This is a genomic window from Pseudomonas putida, from assembly GCA_029953615.1.
Lineage (GTDB): Bacteria > Pseudomonadota > Gammaproteobacteria > Pseudomonadales > Pseudomonadaceae > Aquipseudomonas.
The window spans coordinates 13,437-33,097 of sequence record CP124529.1 but is presented as its reverse complement, the minus strand read 5'-3'; the positions used below and the strand labels follow the sequence as shown (position 1 = coordinate 33,097).

The following is a 19,661-nucleotide window of genomic DNA, read 5'->3' as shown; positions in this document are numbered from 1 at the left end:
AACGCACCCCGCAAACCTGTCCCAAAGTAGCATTCGGCCCCGTCGCCCCTCGTGCATTAATGCCTGTACCGGAATCGCCCGGCACAACAAGAGGACTGCCCCATGTGGACTAAACCCGCCTATTACCGACCTGCGCATCGGCTTCGAAGTGACGATGTACTTCGCCAATCGTTGATGCCTGTCCGGCCATCGTCGCGATGGCCGGGTCTTCCTTGCGCACCCGCCTGTGAACCTGATCGATCGTGAGCAAGCCCTGGCCTTGCGCAAAGGCTTTCGCTTGCGCTGGGAGCCGCACCAGGCGTGCCATGTGCTGCTGTACCCCGAGGGCATCATCGAGCTCAACGCCAGCGCCGGCTGGGTGCTCGAGTTGCTGGACGGTCAGCGCAGCGTGGCGGCGGTCATCGACCGCCTGGCACAGCGCTTTCCCGGTGTAGCGGGGCTCGACGAAGACATTCTGGCGTTCCTGGAGGTGGCCCGTGCCAAGTACTGGATCGAATGAGCCGTGCCCCCGCTTTGGTCTGGTTGCTTTCGTCACGGGATGCTTTACGCTGGCGGTTACCTTCCAGAACAATAAGAACAGGCTTTCCGATGAGCCAGAGTTTCAGCCCGCTTCGCAAGTTCGTTTCGCCCGAGATCATCTTTGGTGCCGGCTGCCGGCATAACGTTGCCAATTACGCCAAGACCTTCGGTGCGCGCAAGGTGCTGGTGGTCAGCGACCCCGGTGTGATTGCCGCCGGTTGGGTGGCGGACGTGGAGGCCAGCCTGCAGGCCCAGGGCATCGACTACTGCCTGTACAGCGCCGTATCACCCAACCCACGGGTCGAAGAGGTGATGCTCGGTGCCGAGATCTATCGGCAAAACCATTGTGATGTGATTGTCGCGGTTGGCGGCGGCAGCCCGATGGATTGCGGCAAGGCCATCGGCATCGTGGTCGCCCACGGGCGCAGCATCCTCGAATTCGAAGGCGTGGACATGATCCGCGTGCCCAGCCCGCCGCTGATCCTGATCCCGACCACGGCCGGCACCTCGGCGGACGTGTCGCAGTTCGTGATCATTTCCAACCAGCAGGAGCGCATGAAGTTCTCCATCGTCAGCAAGGCGGTGGTGCCGGACGTGTCGCTGATCGATCCGCAAACCACCCTGAGCATGGACCCGTTCCTGTCGGCCTGCACCGGCATCGATGCGCTGGTGCATGCCATCGAAGCCTTCGTTTCCACTGGCCACGGCCCGTTGACCGACCCCCATGCGCTGGAGGCCATGCGCCTGATCAACGGCAACCTGGTGGAAATGATCGCCAACCCCAGCGATATCGCCCTGCGCGAGAAGATCATGCTGGGCAGCATGCAGGCGGGGCTGGCGTTTTCCAACGCGATCCTGGGGGCTGTCCACGCCATGTCGCACAGCCTGGGCGGGTTCCTCGACCTGCCGCACGGCTTGTGCAATGCGGTGCTGGTGGAGCACGTGGTGGCGTTCAACTACAGCTCGGCGCCGGAGCGTTTCAAGGTGATCGCCGAAGTGCTGGGCATCGACTGCCGCGGCCTCAACCACCGGCAGATCTGCGCGCGCCTGGTGGAGCACCTGATCGCGCTGAAGCATGCCATCGGTTTCCATGAAACCCTGGGCCTGCATGGGGTGCGCACGGCCGATATCCCGTTCCTGTCGCAACACGCCATGGATGACCCGTGCATCCTCACCAACCCGCGTGCGTCGAGCCAGCGTGATGTCGAGGTCGTCTATGGCGAGGCCCTCTGACGAGCAGCAGCGGGCGCTGGCCGGGCTGCTGGGGCTGGGCGACCACTCGGCGCGCAAGAGCCATTACCCGGAGCTGGCGGCGCGTCTGGACGAGCTGGAGGCCGAACGCAACCGCTACAAATGGCTGTTCGAAAATGCCGTGCACGGGATTTTCCAGGCCAGCCTGCAAGACGGCATGCGCGCCGCCAACCCGGCGTTGGCCCGCATGCTCGGTTACGACAATCCGCAAGCGTTGCTGTTTCCGCTGACGGACCTTGCCGCCGACCTGTTTGTCGGCGGGGCCGAAGAGCTGCACGGCATTACCGCCACCCTCGCCCGTGAACGCAGCCTGCACGGCTACGAAACCCGCCTGCGGCGCAAGGACGGTAGCCACCTCGATGTGCTGATGAACCTGTTGCTCAAGCCAGGCCAGGAAGGGCTGGTGGAAGGCTTTGTCGCCGACATCACCGAACGCAAGCTGGCCCAGCAGCGCCTGCAGCAACTGAATGACGAACTCGAGCAACGGGTGGCCGCCCGCACCGATGAACTGCTGGAGGCCAACCGCAACCTGCAACAGCAGATCGCCGAGCGCAAGCAGATCGCCCGCGCCCTGCGCGATGCCCGCGACGCCGCGCAAACCGCCAACCGCAGCAAGGACAAGTACCTTGCTGCCGCCAGCCACGACCTGTTGCAACCGCTGAACGCCGCGCGGCTGCTGATATCGACCTTGCGCGAACGGCCACTGCCAGAAGCGGAAAAAGTGCTGGTGGAGCGTACCCACCAGGCCCTGGAGGGCGCCGAAGACCTGCTGACCGACCTGCTGGACATTTCCCGGCTCGACCAGGCGGCGGTCAAGCCGGACGTGGCGCTGTACCGCCTCGACGAACTGTTCGGGCCACTGGTCTCGGAGTTCTGCACGGTGGCCGATGCGGCAGGCCTGAAGCTGCGCGCGCGCATTGGCGACTACGCCATCAGTACCGACCTGCGGCTGATGACGCGTATCCTGCGCAACTTTCTCAGCAACGCCTGCCGTTATACCGACGAGGGCAGGATCCTGCTGGGGGCCAGGCGCCGCGGCGATCACTTGCGCCTGGAGGTGTGGGATACCGGGCGAGGCATTGCGGCAGATCGGCTGCAGGCCATTTTCCTCGAGTTCAATCAACTGGATGTTGGCCGCGCCGCCGACCGCAAGGGCGTGGGCCTGGGGCTGGCCATCGTCGAACGGATTGCCAAGATTCTCGGCTACCGGGTCGAGGTGCGCTCGTGGCCAGGGCGTGGCTCGATGTTCAGCATCGAGGTGCCGATCGGCGAAGCCATGCCGGAGCCTGTTCACCAGGCTTCGCCGCAGGCGGGCGCCGGCAACCCGTTGCCGGGCCGCCGCCTGCTGGTAGTGGACAACGAAGTGAGCATCCTCGAGAGCATGGGCGCATTGCTCGGGCAGTGGGGTTGCGAAGTGGTTACCGCGACCGACCAGGCCGGAGCCTTACTGGCGCTGCAGGGGCGGGCACCGGAATTGATCCTGGCGGATTTTCACCTGGACCACGGCGTGGTCGGCTGCGAGGTGGTCAGGCATTTGCGCGAACATTTCGGTGTCGCCATCCCCGCGGTGATCATCACTGCTGATCGCAGCGATCAGTGCCGACGCGCCTTGAACAAACTCGGCGCGCCATTGCTGAACAAACCCGTCAAACCGGGGAAGCTTCGCGCAGTGTTGAGCCAGTTGCTGGGCTGATGCCTCAACTCCACGGCCTTGCGCGGCCCCTTGTAGGAGCGGCCTTGTGTCGCGACAGGGCTGCGAAGCAGCCCCGGCAATTTGTGCGTTTGCGCTGAAATCCTGGGGCTGCTTCGCAGCCCTGTCGCGACACAAGGCCGCTCCTACAGGGGTTCGCGCAGTGCCAGGTAGCTGTTCCCGAAAGGGGGCTCAGTTCCTCGTCATCGTTCGAAAACCTGCAGATTCTGCTCGCGGATCACGCGTGCGGCCTCGTCGTAGAGGAAGGGCAGGAACATGTAGCGCTTCCCGTCGCAGACAGGCGTTGCCTCGTGCAGCAGGGAGCAGGAAAACACCACGGCCCCTCCGACCGGGGCGCTGTACAGCGCACGCCCATACTCCGGGAAGCGTAACAAGCCACCTTCGTACTCACCGGAATTGAGAAACAGCGATACAGCGAATCGTCTATGTGCGGTGCCTTTGGTGGTGTTATCCCGGTGCGGGCTGAAATGCCCGCCTTCCTTGCTGCAATAACAAGCCACCAGGTAGCGCTCGATGCGCGTCACTTCGAACTGGAAAGCCTTGTGTATCTCGGGCATCAGGCGGTCCCTGATGCGCCTGGTGCAGGCCGCTTTGAGCGCTTGATCCTGAATCATGCTGTCGCGTCGCCGCTTGTGGCTGCGGTCGGCAATTTCAACCGTCTTGCCCTCGCGCTCGACCATGAATCCCGACTCCTTGCCGCCCTGTTCGTCGTAGTAATCGATCAGCGCCTTGCACAGTGACGCTTCGAATACCCTGGGCACCACGATCACCGGGGCATGTGGCCCGGCGCGATGTGGCGGTGTAGGCGCGGGCAGGCGCTTGAGCAGGCGAATCAAGGACTGCACATGCTGCTCGGCTGATTCGGTGATCGGGTTGACCGCCAGGACTCGTAGTCGGGGGTCGACGACATAGGTCACGCGCGTCGTATGGCCGTTGCTGCTGGTGGCCCCGTATCGTTCGCTTACCGCGCGATCGAAATCCCAGAAATAGCGGATACCGGGTATGTGGTCCTGCACGCGCCCCAAGGCCTCGTCTGCCGGGTCAGTCGAGATCCCGAAGAAAGACACCCGATCATCATCGAAGAGACTGCGGTTCGCCTGAATCTCTGCCAGGATCGTGCGTGTGACGGAATCATTGGCACGAACCAAAGAAACACAGCACGATGTAACGGCCGGCGACGGAGTCGAAGCAAAATTGCTCTCGGGTAGCGGTTCGACAGAAAAACCAGGGTGCGGGCGTACCGGTTTCAAGAAGCTTCGAGCTCATTTCGCCCCCTTGCCGCATGATTGGCGGCATTGCAGGCAGGTTCAGGTCATTTGCCGCATGCATGGCCACGCTGCGACCGCTGGCGGAGTGGCTTCGCCTAAGGCTAGATCACCCTGGATCGCTGTGCACCTATGTAGCACCTCTGGCTGGGGCAGCGTTCATCTGGCAGAACGCTGCGGTACATTTCATCGCCTATCTTCAGTGAAGTCGTACATCTATCATTCCGGCTTTGCGACCCGCGCAGCCGGGTTGCCACAGGCAACCGTCAATCAGGAGTTTCAATGTCAGAGCGAGCAATCCGCGCTTCTTTTGCAGGCGTGGCATATCAGGTGAACGTGACAGATGGCCAGCACCAGTGGGCCAGCGATGTGGATGCGGCGGCAGGCGGCGGGGATGTCGGGCCGTCACCCCATGGGCTGTTGCTGTCATCCCTTGGCGCCTGCACTTCCATCACGGTTGCCATGTACGCACAGCGCAAGGAAATGCCGCTGCAAGCCATCGATGTGGATATACGCATCGAGCATGAACAACTGGGGCGCGAACCTCGGATCCAGATCGCTCGTGACATTCGCTTGAGCGGGCCGCTGAGCGAGGAGCAACGCACGCGCTTGCTGGAAATTGCCAATGCCTGCCCCATTCACAAGGTGTTGAGCGGCGAAACCGTCATTGCCAGCAAGCTGGTTGGATGAGGCAAGGCGCAGCGTTGCGCCCGCCGGCTGCCGCCGCCTGAGCGTTGGGCTACCCGATCAGCCTGTTCTAACTGCGTGATGTGCGTCGGCCACGACGCACAGCCCCGCTGAAATGATGATGCTTGTTCATACAAGCCTGATGTGACATTGATCGGGGCTGCCTTGCAGCCCTTCGCGGGCACGCCCGCTCCCACAAGTACGGTGCAGGCCTCAGGGAATGCACCATCCTGTGGGAGCGGGCGTGCCCGCGAAGGGCCGCAAGGCGGCCCCGGGATTTTACTGCCCACCCAGAGTAGTCCGGGCTAGAAGTGCCCCTCCATATATCTGCGGGCATTGTTCGATGCAGCGGCTGGTGCCGCCTTTGGCTGTTTGCAGGACTATTTCGAATGGGCTACGAAGCGCCGGTCATTCCCAGATATGTTCGGCCAGAAACTCGATCAGGCTGCTCACCCAGGTGCTCGGGTTCGACGGGCAGCTGCAGCGCCAGCCGCTCCACCAGCGAGGGGCTCGCGACCAGCCGCTGCGGGCTCCTGGCCAGTGTGCGCATGACCAGCTCGCTGCCCTCCAGCGGCGGGAAGCGCACACGCAGCGCCAGGTCGAGGCCTTCGCCCAATACGTCCACACGTCGGTTGGTAGGTTCAAGGTGCACCCGCACTTTAGGGTTCTCGGCCATGAAACGACTGACCAGCCCGCCAATGCGGTAATGCAGCAGGGCAGTGGGGCATGTCATGCGGATCGTGCCCTGGGGTTCTGCACGGGTACGTTCGATCACCGTCGGTGTTCGCGGGCACGCCCGCTCCCACAGGGATCGCGAAGCTCAGAGAATGCGCGGTTCACGTGGGAGCGGCTTTAGCCGCGAACACCGGCGCAGCCGGTGCCAGACAAGGCGGTTCCGCAATGCTTCACTGCACCTCGCACGCTTCCTGCGAAGGCACACCGTAGGACACGTAATACGCCAACCCCACGAAGATCGCCCCACCCACTGCATTCCCCAGGAACACGGCCACCAGGTTCTCCACCAACTGCCCCCAGCTCAAGTAGCCGGCAAAGATCGCTGCCGGAATCAGGAACATGTTGGCTACCACGTGCTGGAAACCGATGGCGACGAACGCCATGATCGGGAACCAGATGCCGAGAATCTTGCCGCTCATTTCACGGCTGGCATACGACAGCCACACTGCCAGGCACACCAGCCAGTTGCAGCCGATTCCGGAGACGAAGGCGTGGAGGAAGTCGGCGTTGGTCTTGCTGGTCGCAGCCGCCAACATCTTGTTCAGGTAGGCCCCCTCGGTCAGGCCCAGCAGGTGGCCGAAGCACCCGGCAACGAACAGTGCACCCAACAGGTTGGCGACAGTCACCAGCAGCCAGTTGCGCGCCACGGCGCCTGGGCCGATACGCCGGGCGAACATCGCCAAGGGCAAGCTCATCATGTTGCCGGTGAGCAGTTCGCCACCGGCCAGGATCACCAGGATCAGGCCGATAGGGAATACCGCGGCGCCCAGCAGTGTGCCGAACGAGGCCCACTGTACCGGGATCATGGTGCTGACGTGGATGGCCAGGAGAAACCCCAGCGAAATGAATGCACCTGCGAGAAACCCCAGGACCAGTGTCGCATGGGTGGATAGATGAGCTTTCTTGACTCCGCTCTCGATGACGAGCTCGGTGATACGGGTGGGGCTATTGACGGACATTTCGCAAACTCGAACACAGTGACGGCGACGCAATGGGTAGGCACGCCGTGGTGGGGCTGATCAGTACGGGGACAGGCTGCGCAGCTGGCGCAAAGGTGTAACGCACAGCTTTGGGCCAGCTTCGAAGAGGGCGGCAAGCTACATGAGGCAATTTGACGCGGTCAAATCGATGGAATGGATGAGTTGATAGACCGCGTCGATGACATCCGCAGGTCTGCACCACGCGGTTGGTGCTGCCTGGCATCACCCAAGGCAAGCGGCGGTCGCTGGGCAGGCTGAAGACGACATGCGGGTCGTTGGCTGTGCCTGGCGACCAGAACAGGGCTGCTTCTGGCCTGACTGATGGCACTTCAGCCATGGCTGCTGGCAAAACGACAACTGTAAAACAGCGAAATAGAGCATTCGAAGTCGCTTGCCAAGTTTGGATCCATTCACTCGAAAAACTTTCCACTCGGTCAAATTGCAATAACTTAGCAAACTAAGTAACTTTTAAGAGTGTACCGCCTGTCGGTCGTTTTGCTTGAGAAATGAACGATTTGGGTGACGCTGACTCCTATTTGCCAGCAGGTGCTTTCACTGTGAGCGCACCTCGCACCTTTTCCCCCTGAACTTATGGACGTTCAACCTCATCGGCATCGCAGGGATGCTCATGGGGCTTTTTTATTCGGACCAGTGGAGCAATGCCATGCCCAACCGCGGCTCTTCGGGTGAGCCACCGTGTGTATTGAATAACGATCCTCTATTTAAACTAACGATCTGAATTTGATCTTGCCGCTGCGATAAAACGTGTTCGCACGCCTATGGCAAGGTCATCTAGCGCTAACGCATTACGTGGAGAAAACGTCGTGGAGATTAATACAATTATTAGCCTGTTCGGGCAGAAAGAATCCATGGAGCTGGTGCGGTTGTCGGTAATTTACGTGCATTTGCTGGCCTGTTGCATCGCCATTGGCCTGGTGTTTGCCAGCGATGCCGAGATGGTCAGGAACTTGTTGAAAGGTCATAAAGGAACCGGACATGACAGTCAGCATATGGCGCGTTTGCAGAAGTCCGTGGCCAATGCCTTGATATTTTTGTGGCTCACGGGCATTGCGGTGATTGGGATTGACTACCTTGATAAAGGTATGAACTATTTTGCCAATCCAAAACTTCAAGCGAAAGTTATTATTGTCATGTTGTTGACCTTTAACGGCATGTTGTTGCACCGCTATGTTTTGCCTGCTCTGCTCAAAGCGGGCAACTTGCTTGACCTGAATTTTGGCGTGCGCATGTTCGCGCTGTTTTCCGGCGCATTGTCGGGTGTGTCCTGGCTGTATGCGGCGATGCTGGGCGTGGGCCGCCCACTGGCCTGGAAATACTCGCTGACCGAGTTGCTGCTGGCCTATCCGGTACTGATCCTGCTCGGCTTTGCCACGATGGCTGCCCTGACCCAGTGGGCGCGCAACCGCAGCCAGGCCGAACCGGTTCCAGCGCCTGTCTGGCGGCTGGCAGGCATTCCTGTCTGATTGCCTGAGCAACGCTTCGATTACGCCGCGAACCGGGCAACCTGGTTCGCGGCGAGCTCGTTTCATGCACAGCATCTGAGCGGCTCGCCTGGCGGCAGGTGGGGGTTCTGGAGGAGCAGCACAAGGCTGCTCCTACAAAGGATGCGCCAACCAGTGATATTTGTTCTCGGCGCGACAGGCCGTGGCGTTGAATTTGAACGTCGCTCGATGGTGGGGCTCTTAATGCAAAGGACACCGTGAGGGCTCCATCATGAGCATTGAACGCAGTATCCCCGAGCTCGAGGCCTGGTACGCCCAGTACGACGACATCAGTTACCGCCGTGAGTCGCCGGATGCCTACCACCATGAACTGCTGCGCACTGCCGAGGCCCTGCGTGACGATGGTGCCATCGACTGGGACGACTGGCTGGCACTCAAGGCATTGGCCGATGACGCCCATGTGCGCGCCCTGGAAGATGCCGTGCAGGCCCATGTGAGCGACCCCGACGCATGAAAGCGCTGAAGATTGCCACGTTCAACATAAACGGCATTCGTAGCCGGCTACCCGCACTGCTGGCCTGGCTGGAGAGGGAAAAGCCCGACATCGCCTGCCTGCAGGAGCTCAAGGCGGCGGACCAGCAGTTTCCGCACCAGGCGCTCGAAGCGGCGGGTTATGGCAGCCTCTACCAAGGGCAGCCTGCCTGGAACGGCGTGGCCATTCTGGCGCGAGGTAGCGAACCCCTGGAAGTACGTCGGGGCCTGCCTGGCATGGAGGACGACAACCAGAGCCGTTACCTTGAAGCTGCGGTGCACGGGGTGCTGGTAGCCTGCCTGTATCTGCCGAATGGCAACCCGCAACCCGGGCCGAAATTCGCTTACAAACTCCGTTGGTTCGAGTGCCTGATCGCGCATGCGGCAGGGTTGTATGGTAGCGGCCATCCCACGGTACTGGCGGGCGACTTCAATGTCGTGCCGACCGACATGGACATCTACGACACACGCTCCTGGTTGAAGGATGCACTGCTGCAGCCCGAGTCACGTGCGTGCTTTCAGCAGTTGCTGCAACAGGGCTGGGTCGATGCCATTCGCCATCTGTATCCGGACGAACGCATCTACACCTTCTGGGATTATTTCCGCAACCATTGGGCACGCAACGCCGGTTTACGTATCGACCATCTGTTGCTCAACCCCGAACTGGCGCCTTACCTGAAGCGGGCTGGTGTCGATGCCTGGGTGCGTAACGAACCCAAGGCCAGCGACCATGCACCCACCTGGGTCGAGCTGGGCACGCGTCGTCGACGGGCGTAGCGCTGTCAGGGCCGGTGTGCGCCCGCGCTGTAGCGCAGGCGCTCGTGGGCAGTCATTCGCGCGCAGGGCGATAAACCTTCAACTACCGGAACCGCTGCCGGAGCCCGAGCCCGAGCCACCGGCTCCGCTACCGGTGCCGCCATTGCCCGTTCCACCGTGGCCGCTACCCGACCCGTTGGTGGTGCCATCCCCGCCGGTCTTGTCAGTACCATTGCTATCGGTACCGCCAGACCCTGTACCCATGGCATCCGCCGGTGTTCCTGAACCGGTCGCGCCCCCGTGGGCGTCCCTGTGCTCGCCTTCATGTGTCTGGGTGCCTGGCGCACGTTGATCGTTCATGTCGGTGGCTGCCAGGGCGACAGGTGCGCTGGCACCCAGGCACAGCGCCAACAGTAGTGAATGGGGCTTCAGGATTTTCATGGTGATACTCCTTTGCTGGTTGGCCGGCATGGGGGTTATCCCACATGGGCATTCTGCGCCCCGCGCATTGATTGCTCGGGCAGGGCAGTGACCTTGATCGCGCGTACCGGGACGGCGAACTTGGCACCGACTTTCGAGAAGCGCTCGAGCAGGTGGAAATTGATCGCTTGCTGGATGTCCATGTACAGGTTGTAGCCGGGGTCCTGGACGATATATACGCACTCGAATTCCAGCGCCTCTTTGCCGAAGCCGCGCAGGTGGGCACGGTCGAAGCGCACCTGCTGCTGGGCTTTGATCGCTTCCTCGACGATGGCGGGCGCTTTTTTCACTGCTTCGGTTGGCGTGTCATAGGACAGGCCGAACTCGAACACGATCCGCCGTTCCTGCAGGCGCTTGTAGTTCTGGATGGTGCTGCTGATCATGCTGGCGTTGGCCATGACGATCTGCTCGCCGCCCAGGCTGCGGATACGTGTGGTTTTCAGCCCCACATGTTCCACCGTGCCGGCCAGCGGGCCAATGACGATGAAGTCGCCCACCTCGAACGGTTTGTCCACGGCGATGGATAGCGAGGCGAACAGGTCGCCAAGGATGTTCTGCACGGCCAGCGCAACAGCGATACCGCCTACCCCCAGGCTGGCGACGAAGGCGGTGATGTTCACGCCCAGGTTGGAGAGCATCGCCAGCAGCACCACTGACCACAACAGTACCCGCGCCCCCCATGCCGACAGCGTGGCCAGCGCGCTGCCCTGGTTAAGGCCGTCGGTACGGTGCCGGGCGAAGTAGCGATTCAGACCCAGGCCGATGGCACGGTTGGCCCACAACCCGATCTGCAATGCCGCGACCACGAACCACAGGCTACCGACCCGGGTCAGCCAGCGCTCGGGCAGGTCGAGCATGCTCAGGCCCACCAGCAGCGAGGCAAGGAACAACAGAAAATTGCTGGTCCCGCCGAGCACTTTGGCCAGTACCTGGCTCAACGCGCCGTCATGCTCGGACCAGCGCCTGACACGATGCAGCATGAAACTGATGGCTGCCCGCGCCACGAGGAATGTCAGCAAGGCTACGGTCAGTGCCAGCAACAGGTTGAGAACGGATATTCCGAACAGTGTGGTATCGGTGAACAAGGCGATGATGCGATCACTCATGAGACGCTTGCCTCCTTGCGCAGGAAGGGGGACTGGGGGGCGGCATTGCCGGCGCAGCAGGCAACGCCGCTCGATGGTTGAGCCTCAGCCGTCGGACTGTTCCTCCGGTGGTACCTGGCCTTCAGGCCAGTCGGGTGCTTCCTGGTCCGGTTCAGGTACAGGTTCGCCAGGGTTGTGCGGTATTTCGTCCACGTAAGGGTCAGGGTCGTTGGGTTCAATCATGGTCTGGTTCCTCGTCGTTGGGCTTTCGGGTGCAGGAGCGGACGTTCAGCCCGACTCCACTGCAGTATTTTTCTTCCAGCCCCGCAGGTTCATGGCGCACAGGCAAACCTGCAGGAGAATCAGCGCCCAGGCTTGCGCTTGCCATCCCCAGATGGCCCACAACACGTTGCTGCCAATGAAGCAGCAGAAACCCAGCTTGCGCCGGCCTGGGCGCCGCGAACCGATGCACCAGGCGGCAAGTACCGTCAGGGCCATGGCGGGCCATTCAAGAAAGTCGATCCAGGCCTCCATCACGCGGCACGCTGTTCGCCCTTGAGCAGTTTCTTCTGTGCTTCCATGGCCTGGCCGAGCTCATCCAGTGCCTGCTTGCCGAGCAGCTTGCGGGCGGTCGGGAACAGCTCGCTTTCTTCTTCCTCGATATGGTGCTCCAACAGTTCCTTCATGACCTTGACCCGACCGGCGAACTCGACGCTACCGGTCTCGGTTTGAAGCAGGTCCGGCAGTACCAGCGAATCGACCGTGCGGTGCTCCTCCTTGGCTTCGTAATACATCTTCGCTTCTTCCTTGCCGCCGGCCTGCTTGATGGCCGGGTACAGGATTTCTTCCTCCAGAGCGGTGTGGATGGTCACCTCCTGTTTGATGCGCTCGAGCAGCTCGGCGCGCTTTTTAACCGCGCGCTCGGTGGTGGAGGAGAGTTCCTCCAGCAGCTTCTTCACCAGTTCATGGTCCTGGACCAACAATTCGATAGCGTTCATGCGGCACCTCTTTCGGGCTGTAAAAATCACGATTGCCTTCGATGGAGTAGGGCGCGTGCGCCAAGGTTCAAAGCGGATGATCAACGTACCGGTATCGCGAAAAGCCGCTCGCTCAAGGAGCCGCACAGGCTGCACCGGCCAGGCTGGGTCATTCCTGCGGGATGATCGAGATCTTGCCGTTGCGCTCGACGATGGCGAACTTGATCTGGCTGACGCTTTCGATACCCTGGCTGTCCCGGGCCGATTCGAGAATGTCGTCCTCGGTCAGCCGTGCCCGCCGCATTCGGTGATGCAGAAAGCGCCCCTGATCCACGACCAGTGTCGCGTGGCCGTCGACCAGGCGGGCCAGGCGCCTGGAGTTGAGCTTGGCCAGTGACAGGCCGACATCCAGGACGATCAGCGTGGCGATCACCAGCATGGCGTTGGTGAACGAAAAGTCCTCGCCAAGCAAAGCCTGCTGGGTGGCTTCACCGATGATCAGCAGCAGGACGAAGTCGAAGGTGGTCAGGTCTGCCAGCGAGCGCCTGCCCGCCACCCGAAACAGCAGCATCAGCGCGATGTACATGCCTGCCGCACGGAGAATGGAGTCCATGGCGCGCTCCTACGGGTAGAGAAAGGTCGAGAAATGCACGACGCTGTTCGGCCCCGCCCTGACAACACCTTCGAGAGGGCCGACGTATTCGCTGCGCAGGGTCAGGTAAAGGGTGGCAATACCCTTTTTGCTGGTGCCAAGCTGGAGCAGCAGCGATCTGCCGTGGGATTGCGACACTTGCGGCTCTGGCTGCAGCGTTTCGATGCTGGCTTCGCGCAGCAAGGTCCCCCCAAGTAGCAACATCACAGGCTCCCCGGCAGTACCGCGAACCGTGATGCGCAGGTTGTCGGTGGTGCCGCTGCGGCTCAGGCGCTGATATTCCACATGCACCCGGCCGTCTTCACTCGTGAGCTGGGCGTTACTGAGCGGGCCGTTGCCGAAAACCCCGGCCAGGCCCAGCAGCACGACCAGCACCAGGGCATACCAGCCCACCCGTTCGAAACGCCAGACGCGCTGCTGCATCCGCATGTCTTCCTCGACGGGGTGGCGCCTTGAAATAAACTCCTCTTCGTCCATGCTCCAGGCCCCTCAGGCGCGCTCACCGCGCAGCCAGCGTTGGTGGTAATGGGCAATGTGCGACAACCCATAGAGTGCGCCCTGGCGGATCACCTCCGCGCGCTCGCCAAAAAAACGCTGGCTGCGGGTAAACACGGCCAAGGGCTCGCCGGCAAAGGCCCAGGCAAAGCACACGGTGCCCGGGGCGATGGCATCCTGCGGCTCAGGCCCGGCGACACCCGTGCTGGCGATGGCGACGGTGGCGTCGCTGTCTTTCAATGCGCCGAGCGCCATCTCCCAGGCTACTGCCTCACTGGTCAGGCCGTAGCGTTCGATAGTCTGTGGGCTGACGCCGAGCAGGCGTTTCTTGGCACTTGGCGAGTACACCACGTAGCCGCTTTCCAGCACTTCGCCGGTACCGGGTACTGCCGCCAACAGCGCGACCATGGCGCCAGCCGTGCAGGACTCCGCGGTGGTCAGCACCAGTTTGTTGGCCTTGAGGTAATCAAGGGCCTCGAGTACAGGGTCGATCGCCATGGTCGGTCACTCATGCGTTGTTTTGTGGTGGACGTGTTTCCTGCGGGATTGGTTCATTGCGTGAGGGCCACCCATCAATGGCGGGGAAAGCAACCTGAACTTTGTTGCGTCTGCTGGTTTCCTCTGGGTAGGAGGGGTAGCGCGAATCACGCACTGCTGCCCGTTCAGACAGAGGAGAAACGATCATGACCGAGCCTGTGACGTATTTCTGGATCGCTGTGGCAGCGATCATTCTGTTGCTCGATCTGTGGGCCATTGTCAGTGTTTTCCGCAGTGACAAGAGCGATGTGACGAAGGCGATGTGGGCGTTGTTGCTGTTGGTGCTGCCTGTCGTGGGCCTGGCCATCTGGGGTGTGCTCGGCCCGCGTGGAATCAAGCGCGGCACGGGGCCGTCTTCGTCGGAACATAGCAAGGGTTAGGAGGGGCTATGAAAAAAGAATCGGTGGCACCTCGCAGCGGAACCCGGGGTGAAGAAGAGCGCGACAACGATGCGCAGCGTCCCGATGGTTCCACGGGCACGTCGCATGATTCTACTGCGCAGAAAACCGCGCGTGATGAAACACAGCGCAAGCGTTGAATTGCCGGTGTCGCCGGCCACGCCACGTCAGGCGGCGGGTTTGCTGGGGACGGCAATGGCCATTGTGCTTGCCTCCGGAGTTGCACCGCTTGACCGTGCAGACTGGTGGGTCGAGAACGTCTTGCCTTTAGCACTCCTGCTCACCTTGGCTGCGACCCTGCGCTACTGGCGCTTCTCGCGGCAGGCTTATCTGGCAATCGTAGTGATGCTGGCGATTCATGAGTTGGGCGCGCACTTCACCTATGCCAAGGTACCTTATGACGCTTGGCTGTATGCGCTTACCGATCACTCTCTGAATACCTGGATGGGCTGGCACCGTAATCAGTTCGATCGCCTGGTGCACCTGAGCTACGGCCTGCTGTTCGCCTTGCCGATCAGGGAGTTGCTCCAGCGCCAAGCCATGCTGCGCGGCCTTTGGTTGGCGTTGTGCACGGTTTCTTTCGTGCTTGCCACATCGGCGTTGTACAAGCTACTGGAGTGGATAGGCGGCCAATACCTGGGCGATGACCGGGCGCAAGCCTTTCTTGCAACCCAGCAAGACCCTTGGGATGCGCAGAAGGATATGGCTTTGGCTTTGCTTGGTGCACTCGTCACGTTGATCCATGCAACGCTGGGCAAAAAGAAAGGTCTCCCCACCGCTGCAAGGGCCTTTCACAATTAACCTGAGACCGGCCAGACTTCCCGAAGTTTCATCGAAAAAACAGTCGCTTGGAGATTTTTTTCAAGTCGGGTTATTCGTCGGATTTTTATTGTATGCCCCCGTTCAGAGCCTCAGGATCGCCTCGGTTTCCCTTTGAGGCTTTTACAAATGAAGTACTCCTCGATTCTCTTGTTGTCACTGGGTCTGCTGAGCGGCGTTGCGTCGGCTGGCGGCAATACCGAAGCCGGTATAGGTGGCGCATTGGGTGGGGTATTGGGCTCGGTAGTCGGTCAATCGATCGGCGGCAGCACTGGCTCGGCAATCGGCGCCGGCCTGGGGGGCGCGGCCGGTAGTGCGGTGGGCGCCAACAAGCACAGCCGTGGCGAGGCGGCCATTGGCGGCGCACTGGGTGCAGCGGGCGGTAACGTGGTGGGACGCAAGATGGGCGGCACCACTGGCAGCATGATCGGCGCCGCAGCCGGTGGCGGTGTGGGTGGTGCCTTGGGCAACCACATGGGCCGGGACTACGATGACGAGAGTGGGCATCGTTATCGTGATGATGACTACGATGACGATGATCGCGGCTGGCGTCGTCACCGTCATGATCGTGGCCACCACTATGGCTGGCGCAAGCACCACCGTTACGACGACTGACCCTGGCCTCAAACCCGCAACATGTGGACTGCCAGGCCAACCAGGGCGCAGGCCAGCAGCACCTGGATCACACCCCGCTTGAAGCGGAACAAGGCAACCGCTGCAGCAACCGCAATGACCGCTGAAGGCCAGTCAAATGCCCCTGCGAGGCCCTTTGGCCAGAGCACATGGTAGCCGAAGAACATGGCGAGGTTCAGGATCACTCCCACCACAGCGGCGGTGATCCCAGTCAGGGGAGCGGTGAATTTCATCTCATTGTGAGTCGACTCCACCACCGGGCCACCGGCCAGGATGAAGATGAACGAAGGCAGGAAGGTGAACCAGGTGACGAGGCTTGCCGCGACCGCGCCGGCGAGGAACGGGTGTTCGGCACCGAACATTGGATGCACGTAGCCGCCAACGAAGCCGACAAAGGCAACCACCATGATCAGCGGCCCTGGCGTGGTTTCGCCCAAGGCGAGCCCATCGATCATCTGGGTTGGAGTCAGCCACCCGTAATGCCCGACAGCGCCTTGGTAGACATAGGGCAGCACGGCATATGCCCCGCCAAACGTCATCAAGGCAGCCTTGGTGAAGAACCAGCCCATTTGGGTCAGGGTAGCGTCCCAGCCAGACGACAGCGCAAGCAGCCCCATGGGCAGGGCCCACAGCGCCGCAGCGACCAGCAACAGGCGCAGAACGTGCCACCCATTGAAACGGGCATGCTCGGGAGGCGGGGTGTCGTCATCGATCAGGGCCGGGCCATAACTGTTCTTCGCGGGCCCATGCCCGCCACCGATCACGAACTTGCCGGGCGCGAAGCGGCCGCCCAGGTAACCGATGATGGCGGCCGCCAGCACGATCAGCGGGAAGGGCACGTTGAGCGCGAAGATCGCCACGAACGAGGCCCCGGCCATGGCCCACAGCCAGCCGTTCTTCAGCGCTCGCGAACCTATGCGATGGGCTGCGTGGACGACAATGGCCGTGACCGCCGGCTTGATGCCATAGAAGATCCCGGCGACCACCGGCACCTCTCCGAAGGCAATGTATACCCAGGACAAACCAATCAGGATGAACAGCGAAGGCAGCACGAACAATGCGCCGGCAATTATACCGCCCCAGCTGCGGTGCATGAGCCAGCCGATGTAGGTGGCGAGCTGCTGCGCCTCAGGGCCGGGCAACAACATGCAGTAGTTCAGCGCATGCAAGAATCGCTTTTCGCTGATCCATCTCCGCCGCTCGACCAGCTCCTGGTGCATGATCGAGATCTGCCCGGCGGGCCCACCAAAGCTGATGAAGCCGAGCTTGAGCCAGAACAGGAATGCTTCAAACAGTCCGACCGGGCGCAGAGCCACTTGCGCCGGTGGCTGTTCGCCCACTGCAGAGGTGCTGTCAACCATTGTGAACTTCCTCACTCGCGAAAGCCGTCAGTAGCCCGTCGAAGATGCCGCCGGCGACGGTTGTCAGTTGATCGTCATTGTCAATGCTTGCTCTTTGGCAAGCCGATCGAGACCAGGGCAGCCAGCAGAACGAAGGCTGTGGAGATCCACAGGCAGGCTTGCAGCCCGTATGCCTGGAACACCCAACCGGAAAGCAGCGTACCGACCAGCCGCCCTATTGCGTTGGACATGTAATAGAAGCCCACATCCAGTGATACCCCATCTTCCTTGGCATAACTGATGATCAGGTAGCTGTGCAGTGACGAGTTAACGGCGAACAGTACGCCGAACAGCGTCAGCCCGCCAAGTAGCACCAGCCGGGCTGACCAGCCTGCCGACAGGCCCAGGGCGATGAGCGCAGGCAGCCCGGCCAGGATGATCGCCCAGATGAAAGCCGCTCGACCATCGGGTACCTGGCCGCGCTCCTTGCCAGTAATGTGGGGGGCAAGCGACTGTACGATGCCGTAGCCGATTATCCAAGCTGCCAGAAAGCCGCCGACCAGCCAGAAGTCCCAGGCAAACGTGGTGCTCAGGTACACCGGCAATGCCACCACAAACCAGACGTCACGGGCGCCAAAGAGAAACAGCCGAGCAGCCGAGAGGATGTTGATGGCCCGACTCTTGGACAGCATGTCGCGAAACTTCGGTCTGGCCTTGGTTTTGCCCAGGTCCTTCTTCAGCAGGATCAGGCTGCCGATCCAGATCAATGCCAATAACGCTGCCATGGCCAGCACCGCCAGGGTGAAGTACCGAGCAGGGCGAGCAGGGCGCCGCCAAGGAAGAAACCCACGCCCTTGAGCGCGTTTTTCGAACCGGTGAGAATGGCTACCCACTTGTACAGGGTGCCTTGCTGGCTGTCCGGCACCAGAAGTTTGATGGCGCTCTTGGCGCTCATCTTGTTCAGGTCCTTGGCGATGCCGGACAACGCCTGGGCCGTCATCACCCAGGGCACTGTCAGCCAGTTTGCCGGCACCGTGAGCATCAGCAAGGCCAGCACCTGCATGCCCAGGCCGATGTTCATGGTGCGGTTGAGGCCCAGGCGGGCGCCGAGGTAGCCGCCCACCAGATTGGTGATAACGCCGAATACTTCGTAGAACAGGAACAGCGCCGCGATCTGCAGCGGCGTGTAGCCCAGCGAATGGAAATGCAGCACAACCAACATGCGCAATGCGCCGTCGGTAAGGGTGAAGGCCCAGTAGTTGCCGGTAACCAGCAGGTACTGACGCACTTGGGCAGGCAGGGCTGACAACGCCTTCATGGTTGCCGATTACTCCGCCATGCCGACCATTCGGGCCAGTTCCGCTGCACGGTTGGCGTAGCCCCACTCGTTGTCGTACCAGGCGTAGATCTTCACCTGGGTACCATTGACCACGAGCGTTGACAGCGCATCGATGATCGACGAGCGCGGATCGGTACGGTAGTCGATGGACACCAGCGGGCGCTGTTCGTAGCCCAGGATACCCTTCAACGGGCCTTCGGCAGCTGCCTTCAGCAACGTATTGACCTCTTCAGCCGTGGTCTCGCGCGCCACCTCGAACACGCAGTCGGTCAGCGAGGCGTTGGCCAGCGGGACGCGTACGGCATGGCCGTTCAGCTTGCCACGCAACTCGGGAAAGATTTCGGCAATTGCGGTGGCCGAGCCCGTGGTGGTCGGGATCAGGCTCATGCCCGAGGCGCGGGCGCGACGCAGGTCCTTGTGTGGCGTATCGAGGATGCTCTGGGTATTGGTCAGGTCGTGAATAGTGGTGATCGAGCCGTGGCGGATGCCCAGGTTCTCGTGAATCACCTTCACCACCGGGGCCAGGCAGTTCGTGGTGCAGGACGCAGCGGTGACGATACGGTGTTGTACCGGGTCGAACAGGTGCTGGTTGACGCCCATCACCACGTTCAGCGCGCCGTTCTCCTTTACCGGAGCGCAGACCACCACACGTTTGACGCCCTGATCCAGGTAGGCCTGCAGCAGGGCTACCGACTTCATTTTGCCGCTGGCCTCGATGACCAGGTCGCAGCCCGACCAATCGGTGTCGGCGATCGCCTTGTTCGCGGTGACCTTGACGCGCGTGCCATCGATCACCAGCGAATCGCCTTCCGACCCGGCTTCACGATGCCAGCGCCCGTGGACCGAGTCGAAGTTGATCAGGTGGGCGTGGGTCTCGGCATCGCCGGCCGGGTCATTGATCTGGACGAATTCGAACTCCGGCCAGTCCCAGGACGCCCGCAGCGCCAGACGACCGATACGGCCAAATCCGTTGATGCCTACTTTGATTGCCATGGTCGTATTCTCAAG

The 19,661-nt window shown here is 61.5% G+C and carries 24 protein-coding genes and 2 pseudogenes; 12 read left to right on the top strand and 14 right to left on the bottom strand.

The window, feature by feature from the left end; all coding sequences use genetic code 11:
• Window positions 1-102: 102 nt before the first annotated feature.
• The 4 genes and pseudogenes from pqqA to QIY50_00170 all read left to right on the top strand — a co-directional run bounded on the left by pqqA (window position 103) and on the right by QIY50_00170 (window position 3,463).
• A pseudogene (gene pqqA, locus QIY50_00185) lies at window positions 103-175 on the top strand (pyrroloquinoline quinone precursor peptide PqqA).
• Between the two features lie 51 nt (window positions 176-226).
• A complete protein-coding gene (gene pqqD / locus QIY50_00180; protein ID WGV20781.1) occupies window positions 227-499 on the top strand; it encodes a pyrroloquinoline quinone biosynthesis peptide chaperone PqqD in 273 nt (90 codons plus the stop codon).
• Between the two features lie 89 nt (window positions 500-588).
• The gene (locus tag QIY50_00175) at window positions 589-1,752 is read left to right on the top strand and encodes an iron-containing alcohol dehydrogenase (GenBank protein WGV20780.1); all 1,164 of its coding nucleotides are present in this window, start codon (window positions 589-591) and stop codon (window positions 1,750-1,752) included.
• Window positions 1,736-3,463, top strand: a complete 1,728-nt coding sequence (locus QIY50_00170; protein ID WGV20779.1) for an ATP-binding protein — start codon at window positions 1,736-1,738, stop codon at window positions 3,461-3,463. Before QIY50_00175 ends, QIY50_00170 begins: the two co-directional genes overlap by 17 nt.
• Before the next feature lie 200 nt (window positions 3,464-3,663).
• On the opposite strand, the gene QIY50_00165 is transcribed toward QIY50_00170, so the two are convergent.
• Window positions 3,664-4,731, bottom strand: coding sequence for a 2OG-Fe(II) oxygenase (locus QIY50_00165; GenBank protein ID WGV20778.1), 1,068 nt, complete (start codon window positions 4,729-4,731; stop codon window positions 3,664-3,666).
• Between the two features lie 297 nt (window positions 4,732-5,028).
• Here QIY50_00165 and QIY50_00160 point away from each other — a divergent pair, with 297 nt between their 5' ends.
• On the top strand, window positions 5,029-5,436 hold the full coding sequence (locus tag QIY50_00160) for an OsmC family protein (GenBank protein WGV20777.1): 408 nt from the start codon (window positions 5,029-5,031) through the stop codon (window positions 5,434-5,436).
• A gap of 391 nt (window positions 5,437-5,827) precedes the next feature.
• On the opposite strand, the gene QIY50_00155 is transcribed toward QIY50_00160, so the two are convergent.
• Both QIY50_00155 and QIY50_00150 read right to left on the bottom strand, forming a co-directional pair.
• Window positions 5,828-6,166 (bottom strand): LysR substrate-binding domain-containing protein, encoded by a 339-nt coding sequence (locus QIY50_00155; GenBank protein ID WGV20776.1) that lies wholly within the window; start codon window positions 6,164-6,166, stop codon window positions 5,828-5,830.
• Between the two features lie 172 nt (window positions 6,167-6,338).
• Window positions 6,339-7,127 (bottom strand): formate/nitrite transporter family protein, encoded by a 789-nt coding sequence (locus tag QIY50_00150; GenBank protein WGV20775.1) that lies wholly within the window; start codon window positions 7,125-7,127, stop codon window positions 6,339-6,341.
• Window positions 7,128-8,017: 890 nt separating this feature from the next.
• Between QIY50_00150 and QIY50_00145 the strand changes: the two genes are divergently transcribed.
• The 3 genes from QIY50_00145 to xth all read left to right on the top strand — a co-directional run bounded on the left by QIY50_00145 (window position 8,018) and on the right by xth (window position 9,919).
• Window positions 8,018-8,632, top strand: a complete 615-nt coding sequence (locus tag QIY50_00145; GenBank protein WGV23125.1) for a hypothetical protein — start codon at window positions 8,018-8,020, stop codon at window positions 8,630-8,632.
• Between the two features lie 250 nt (window positions 8,633-8,882).
• Window positions 8,883-9,125: a hypothetical protein gene (locus QIY50_00140; GenBank protein WGV20774.1), complete on the top strand. Its 243-nt coding sequence runs from the start codon at window positions 8,883-8,885 to the stop codon at window positions 9,123-9,125.
• Window positions 9,122-9,919, top strand: coding sequence for an exodeoxyribonuclease III (gene xth, locus QIY50_00135; protein WGV20773.1), 798 nt, complete (start codon window positions 9,122-9,124; stop codon window positions 9,917-9,919). Before QIY50_00140 ends, xth begins: the two co-directional genes overlap by 4 nt.
• 78 nt (window positions 9,920-9,997) lie before the next feature.
• Here xth and QIY50_00130 read toward each other — a convergent pair whose 3' ends face one another.
• From QIY50_00130 to QIY50_00095, 8 genes are all read right to left on the bottom strand, one after another.
• Window positions 9,998-10,339 (bottom strand): hypothetical protein, encoded by a 342-nt coding sequence (locus QIY50_00130; protein WGV20772.1) that lies wholly within the window; start codon window positions 10,337-10,339, stop codon window positions 9,998-10,000.
• A 35-nt stretch (window positions 10,340-10,374) separates the two neighbouring features.
• Window positions 10,375-11,484 (bottom strand): mechanosensitive ion channel family protein, encoded by a 1,110-nt coding sequence (locus QIY50_00125; GenBank protein WGV20771.1) that lies wholly within the window; start codon window positions 11,482-11,484, stop codon window positions 10,375-10,377.
• 84 nt (window positions 11,485-11,568) lie between these two features.
• Window positions 11,569-11,706 carry a hypothetical protein gene (locus QIY50_00120; protein WGV20770.1) on the bottom strand — a complete coding sequence of 46 codons (138 nt, stop codon included), beginning with the start codon at window positions 11,704-11,706 and terminating at the stop codon, window positions 11,569-11,571.
• A gap of 45 nt (window positions 11,707-11,751) precedes the next feature.
• Window positions 11,752-11,997, bottom strand: a complete 246-nt coding sequence (locus QIY50_00115) for a hypothetical protein (protein ID WGV20769.1) — start codon at window positions 11,995-11,997, stop codon at window positions 11,752-11,754.
• A complete protein-coding gene (locus QIY50_00110; protein ID WGV20768.1) occupies window positions 11,997-12,461 on the bottom strand; it encodes a hemerythrin domain-containing protein in 465 nt (154 codons plus the stop codon). The genes QIY50_00115 and QIY50_00110 overlap by 1 nt, the downstream gene beginning before the upstream one ends.
• 148 nt (window positions 12,462-12,609) lie before the next feature.
• Window positions 12,610-13,053 (bottom strand): DUF421 domain-containing protein, encoded by a 444-nt coding sequence (locus QIY50_00105; GenBank protein ID WGV20767.1) that lies wholly within the window; start codon window positions 13,051-13,053, stop codon window positions 12,610-12,612.
• Window positions 13,054-13,062: 9 nt separating this feature from the next.
• Window positions 13,063-13,569 carry a hypothetical protein gene (locus QIY50_00100; GenBank protein ID WGV20766.1) on the bottom strand — a complete coding sequence of 169 codons (507 nt, stop codon included), beginning with the start codon at window positions 13,567-13,569 and terminating at the stop codon, window positions 13,063-13,065.
• Between the two features lie 12 nt (window positions 13,570-13,581).
• On the bottom strand, window positions 13,582-14,085 hold the full coding sequence (locus QIY50_00095) for a CinA family protein (GenBank protein ID WGV20765.1): 504 nt from the start codon (window positions 14,083-14,085) through the stop codon (window positions 13,582-13,584).
• 185 nt (window positions 14,086-14,270) lie between these two features.
• Here QIY50_00095 and QIY50_00090 point away from each other — a divergent pair, with 185 nt between their 5' ends.
• From QIY50_00090 to QIY50_00075, 4 genes are all read left to right on the top strand, one after another.
• Window positions 14,271-14,504, top strand: coding sequence for a PLDc N-terminal domain-containing protein (locus QIY50_00090; GenBank protein WGV20764.1), 234 nt, complete (start codon window positions 14,271-14,273; stop codon window positions 14,502-14,504).
• Window positions 14,505-14,512: 8 nt separating this feature from the next.
• A complete protein-coding gene (locus QIY50_00085; GenBank protein ID WGV20763.1) occupies window positions 14,513-14,662 on the top strand; it encodes a hypothetical protein in 150 nt (49 codons plus the stop codon).
• Window positions 14,640-15,323: a DUF2238 domain-containing protein gene (locus tag QIY50_00080; GenBank protein ID WGV20762.1), complete on the top strand. Its 684-nt coding sequence runs from the start codon at window positions 14,640-14,642 to the stop codon at window positions 15,321-15,323. The genes QIY50_00085 and QIY50_00080 overlap by 23 nt, the downstream gene beginning before the upstream one ends.
• A gap of 147 nt (window positions 15,324-15,470) precedes the next feature.
• Window positions 15,471-15,956 carry a hypothetical protein gene (locus QIY50_00075; GenBank protein ID WGV20761.1) on the top strand — a complete coding sequence of 162 codons (486 nt, stop codon included), beginning with the start codon at window positions 15,471-15,473 and terminating at the stop codon, window positions 15,954-15,956.
• An 8-nt stretch (window positions 15,957-15,964) separates the two neighbouring features.
• Here the strand turns inward: QIY50_00075 and chrA are convergent, their stop codons facing one another.
• From chrA to QIY50_00060, 3 genes and pseudogenes are all read right to left on the bottom strand, one after another.
• Complete coding sequence (chrA, locus tag QIY50_00070) at window positions 15,965-17,335, bottom strand: chromate efflux transporter (protein ID WGV20760.1); 1,371 nt, start codon at window positions 17,333-17,335, stop codon at window positions 15,965-15,967.
• Window positions 17,336-17,415: 80 nt separating this feature from the next.
• Window positions 17,416-18,632, bottom strand: a pseudogene (gene arsJ / locus QIY50_00065) (organoarsenical effux MFS transporter ArsJ).
• 9 nt (window positions 18,633-18,641) lie between these two features.
• Window positions 18,642-19,646, bottom strand: a complete 1,005-nt coding sequence (locus QIY50_00060) for an ArsJ-associated glyceraldehyde-3-phosphate dehydrogenase (protein WGV20759.1) — start codon at window positions 19,644-19,646, stop codon at window positions 18,642-18,644.
• Window positions 19,647-19,661 lie beyond the last annotated feature (15 nt).

Bases quoted from the DNA above. Each gene is read 5' to 3' on its own strand.
- QIY50_00140 (WGV20774.1), top strand. From the start codon at position 8,883: ATGAGCATTGAACGCAGTATCCCCGAGCTCGAGGCCTGGTACGCCCAG.
- QIY50_00115 (WGV20769.1), bottom strand. From the start codon at position 11,997: ATGGAGGCCTGGATCGACTTTCTTGAATGGCCCGCCATGGCCCTGACG.
- QIY50_00170 (WGV20779.1), top strand. From the start codon at position 1,736: ATGGCGAGGCCCTCTGACGAGCAGCAGCGGGCGCTGGCCGGGCTGCTG.
- xth (WGV20773.1), top strand. From the start codon at position 9,122: ATGAAAGCGCTGAAGATTGCCACGTTCAACATAAACGGCATTCGTAGC.
- QIY50_00100 (WGV20766.1), bottom strand. From the start codon at position 13,569: ATGGACGAAGAGGAGTTTATTTCAAGGCGCCACCCCGTCGAGGAAGAC.
- chrA (WGV20760.1), bottom strand. From the start codon at position 17,335: ATGGTTGACAGCACCTCTGCAGTGGGCGAACAGCCACCGGCGCAAGTG.
- QIY50_00120 (WGV20770.1), bottom strand. From the start codon at position 11,706: ATGATTGAACCCAACGACCCTGACCCTTACGTGGACGAAATACCGCAC.
- QIY50_00160 (WGV20777.1), top strand. From the start codon at position 5,029: ATGTCAGAGCGAGCAATCCGCGCTTCTTTTGCAGGCGTGGCATATCAG.
- QIY50_00175 (WGV20780.1), top strand. From the start codon at position 589: ATGAGCCAGAGTTTCAGCCCGCTTCGCAAGTTCGTTTCGCCCGAGATC.
- QIY50_00130 (WGV20772.1), bottom strand. From the start codon at position 10,339: ATGAAAATCCTGAAGCCCCATTCACTACTGTTGGCGCTGTGCCTGGGT.
- QIY50_00075 (WGV20761.1), top strand. From the start codon at position 15,471: ATGAAGTACTCCTCGATTCTCTTGTTGTCACTGGGTCTGCTGAGCGGC.
- QIY50_00085 (WGV20763.1), top strand. From the start codon at position 14,513: ATGAAAAAAGAATCGGTGGCACCTCGCAGCGGAACCCGGGGTGAAGAA.
- QIY50_00125 (WGV20771.1), bottom strand. From the start codon at position 11,484: ATGAGTGATCGCATCATCGCCTTGTTCACCGATACCACACTGTTCGGA.
- QIY50_00080 (WGV20762.1), top strand. From the start codon at position 14,640: ATGAAACACAGCGCAAGCGTTGAATTGCCGGTGTCGCCGGCCACGCCA.
- QIY50_00095 (WGV20765.1), bottom strand. From the start codon at position 14,085: ATGGCGATCGACCCTGTACTCGAGGCCCTTGATTACCTCAAGGCCAAC.
- QIY50_00145 (WGV23125.1), top strand. From the start codon at position 8,018: ATGGAGCTGGTGCGGTTGTCGGTAATTTACGTGCATTTGCTGGCCTGT.
- QIY50_00060 (WGV20759.1), bottom strand. From the start codon at position 19,646: ATGGCAATCAAAGTAGGCATCAACGGATTTGGCCGTATCGGTCGTCTG.
- QIY50_00150 (WGV20775.1), bottom strand. From the start codon at position 7,127: ATGTCCGTCAATAGCCCCACCCGTATCACCGAGCTCGTCATCGAGAGC.
- QIY50_00155 (WGV20776.1), bottom strand. From the start codon at position 6,166: ATGACATGCCCCACTGCCCTGCTGCATTACCGCATTGGCGGGCTGGTC.
- QIY50_00110 (WGV20768.1), bottom strand. From the start codon at position 12,461: ATGAACGCTATCGAATTGTTGGTCCAGGACCATGAACTGGTGAAGAAG.
- QIY50_00105 (WGV20767.1), bottom strand. From the start codon at position 13,053: ATGGACTCCATTCTCCGTGCGGCAGGCATGTACATCGCGCTGATGCTG.
- QIY50_00090 (WGV20764.1), top strand. From the start codon at position 14,271: ATGACCGAGCCTGTGACGTATTTCTGGATCGCTGTGGCAGCGATCATT.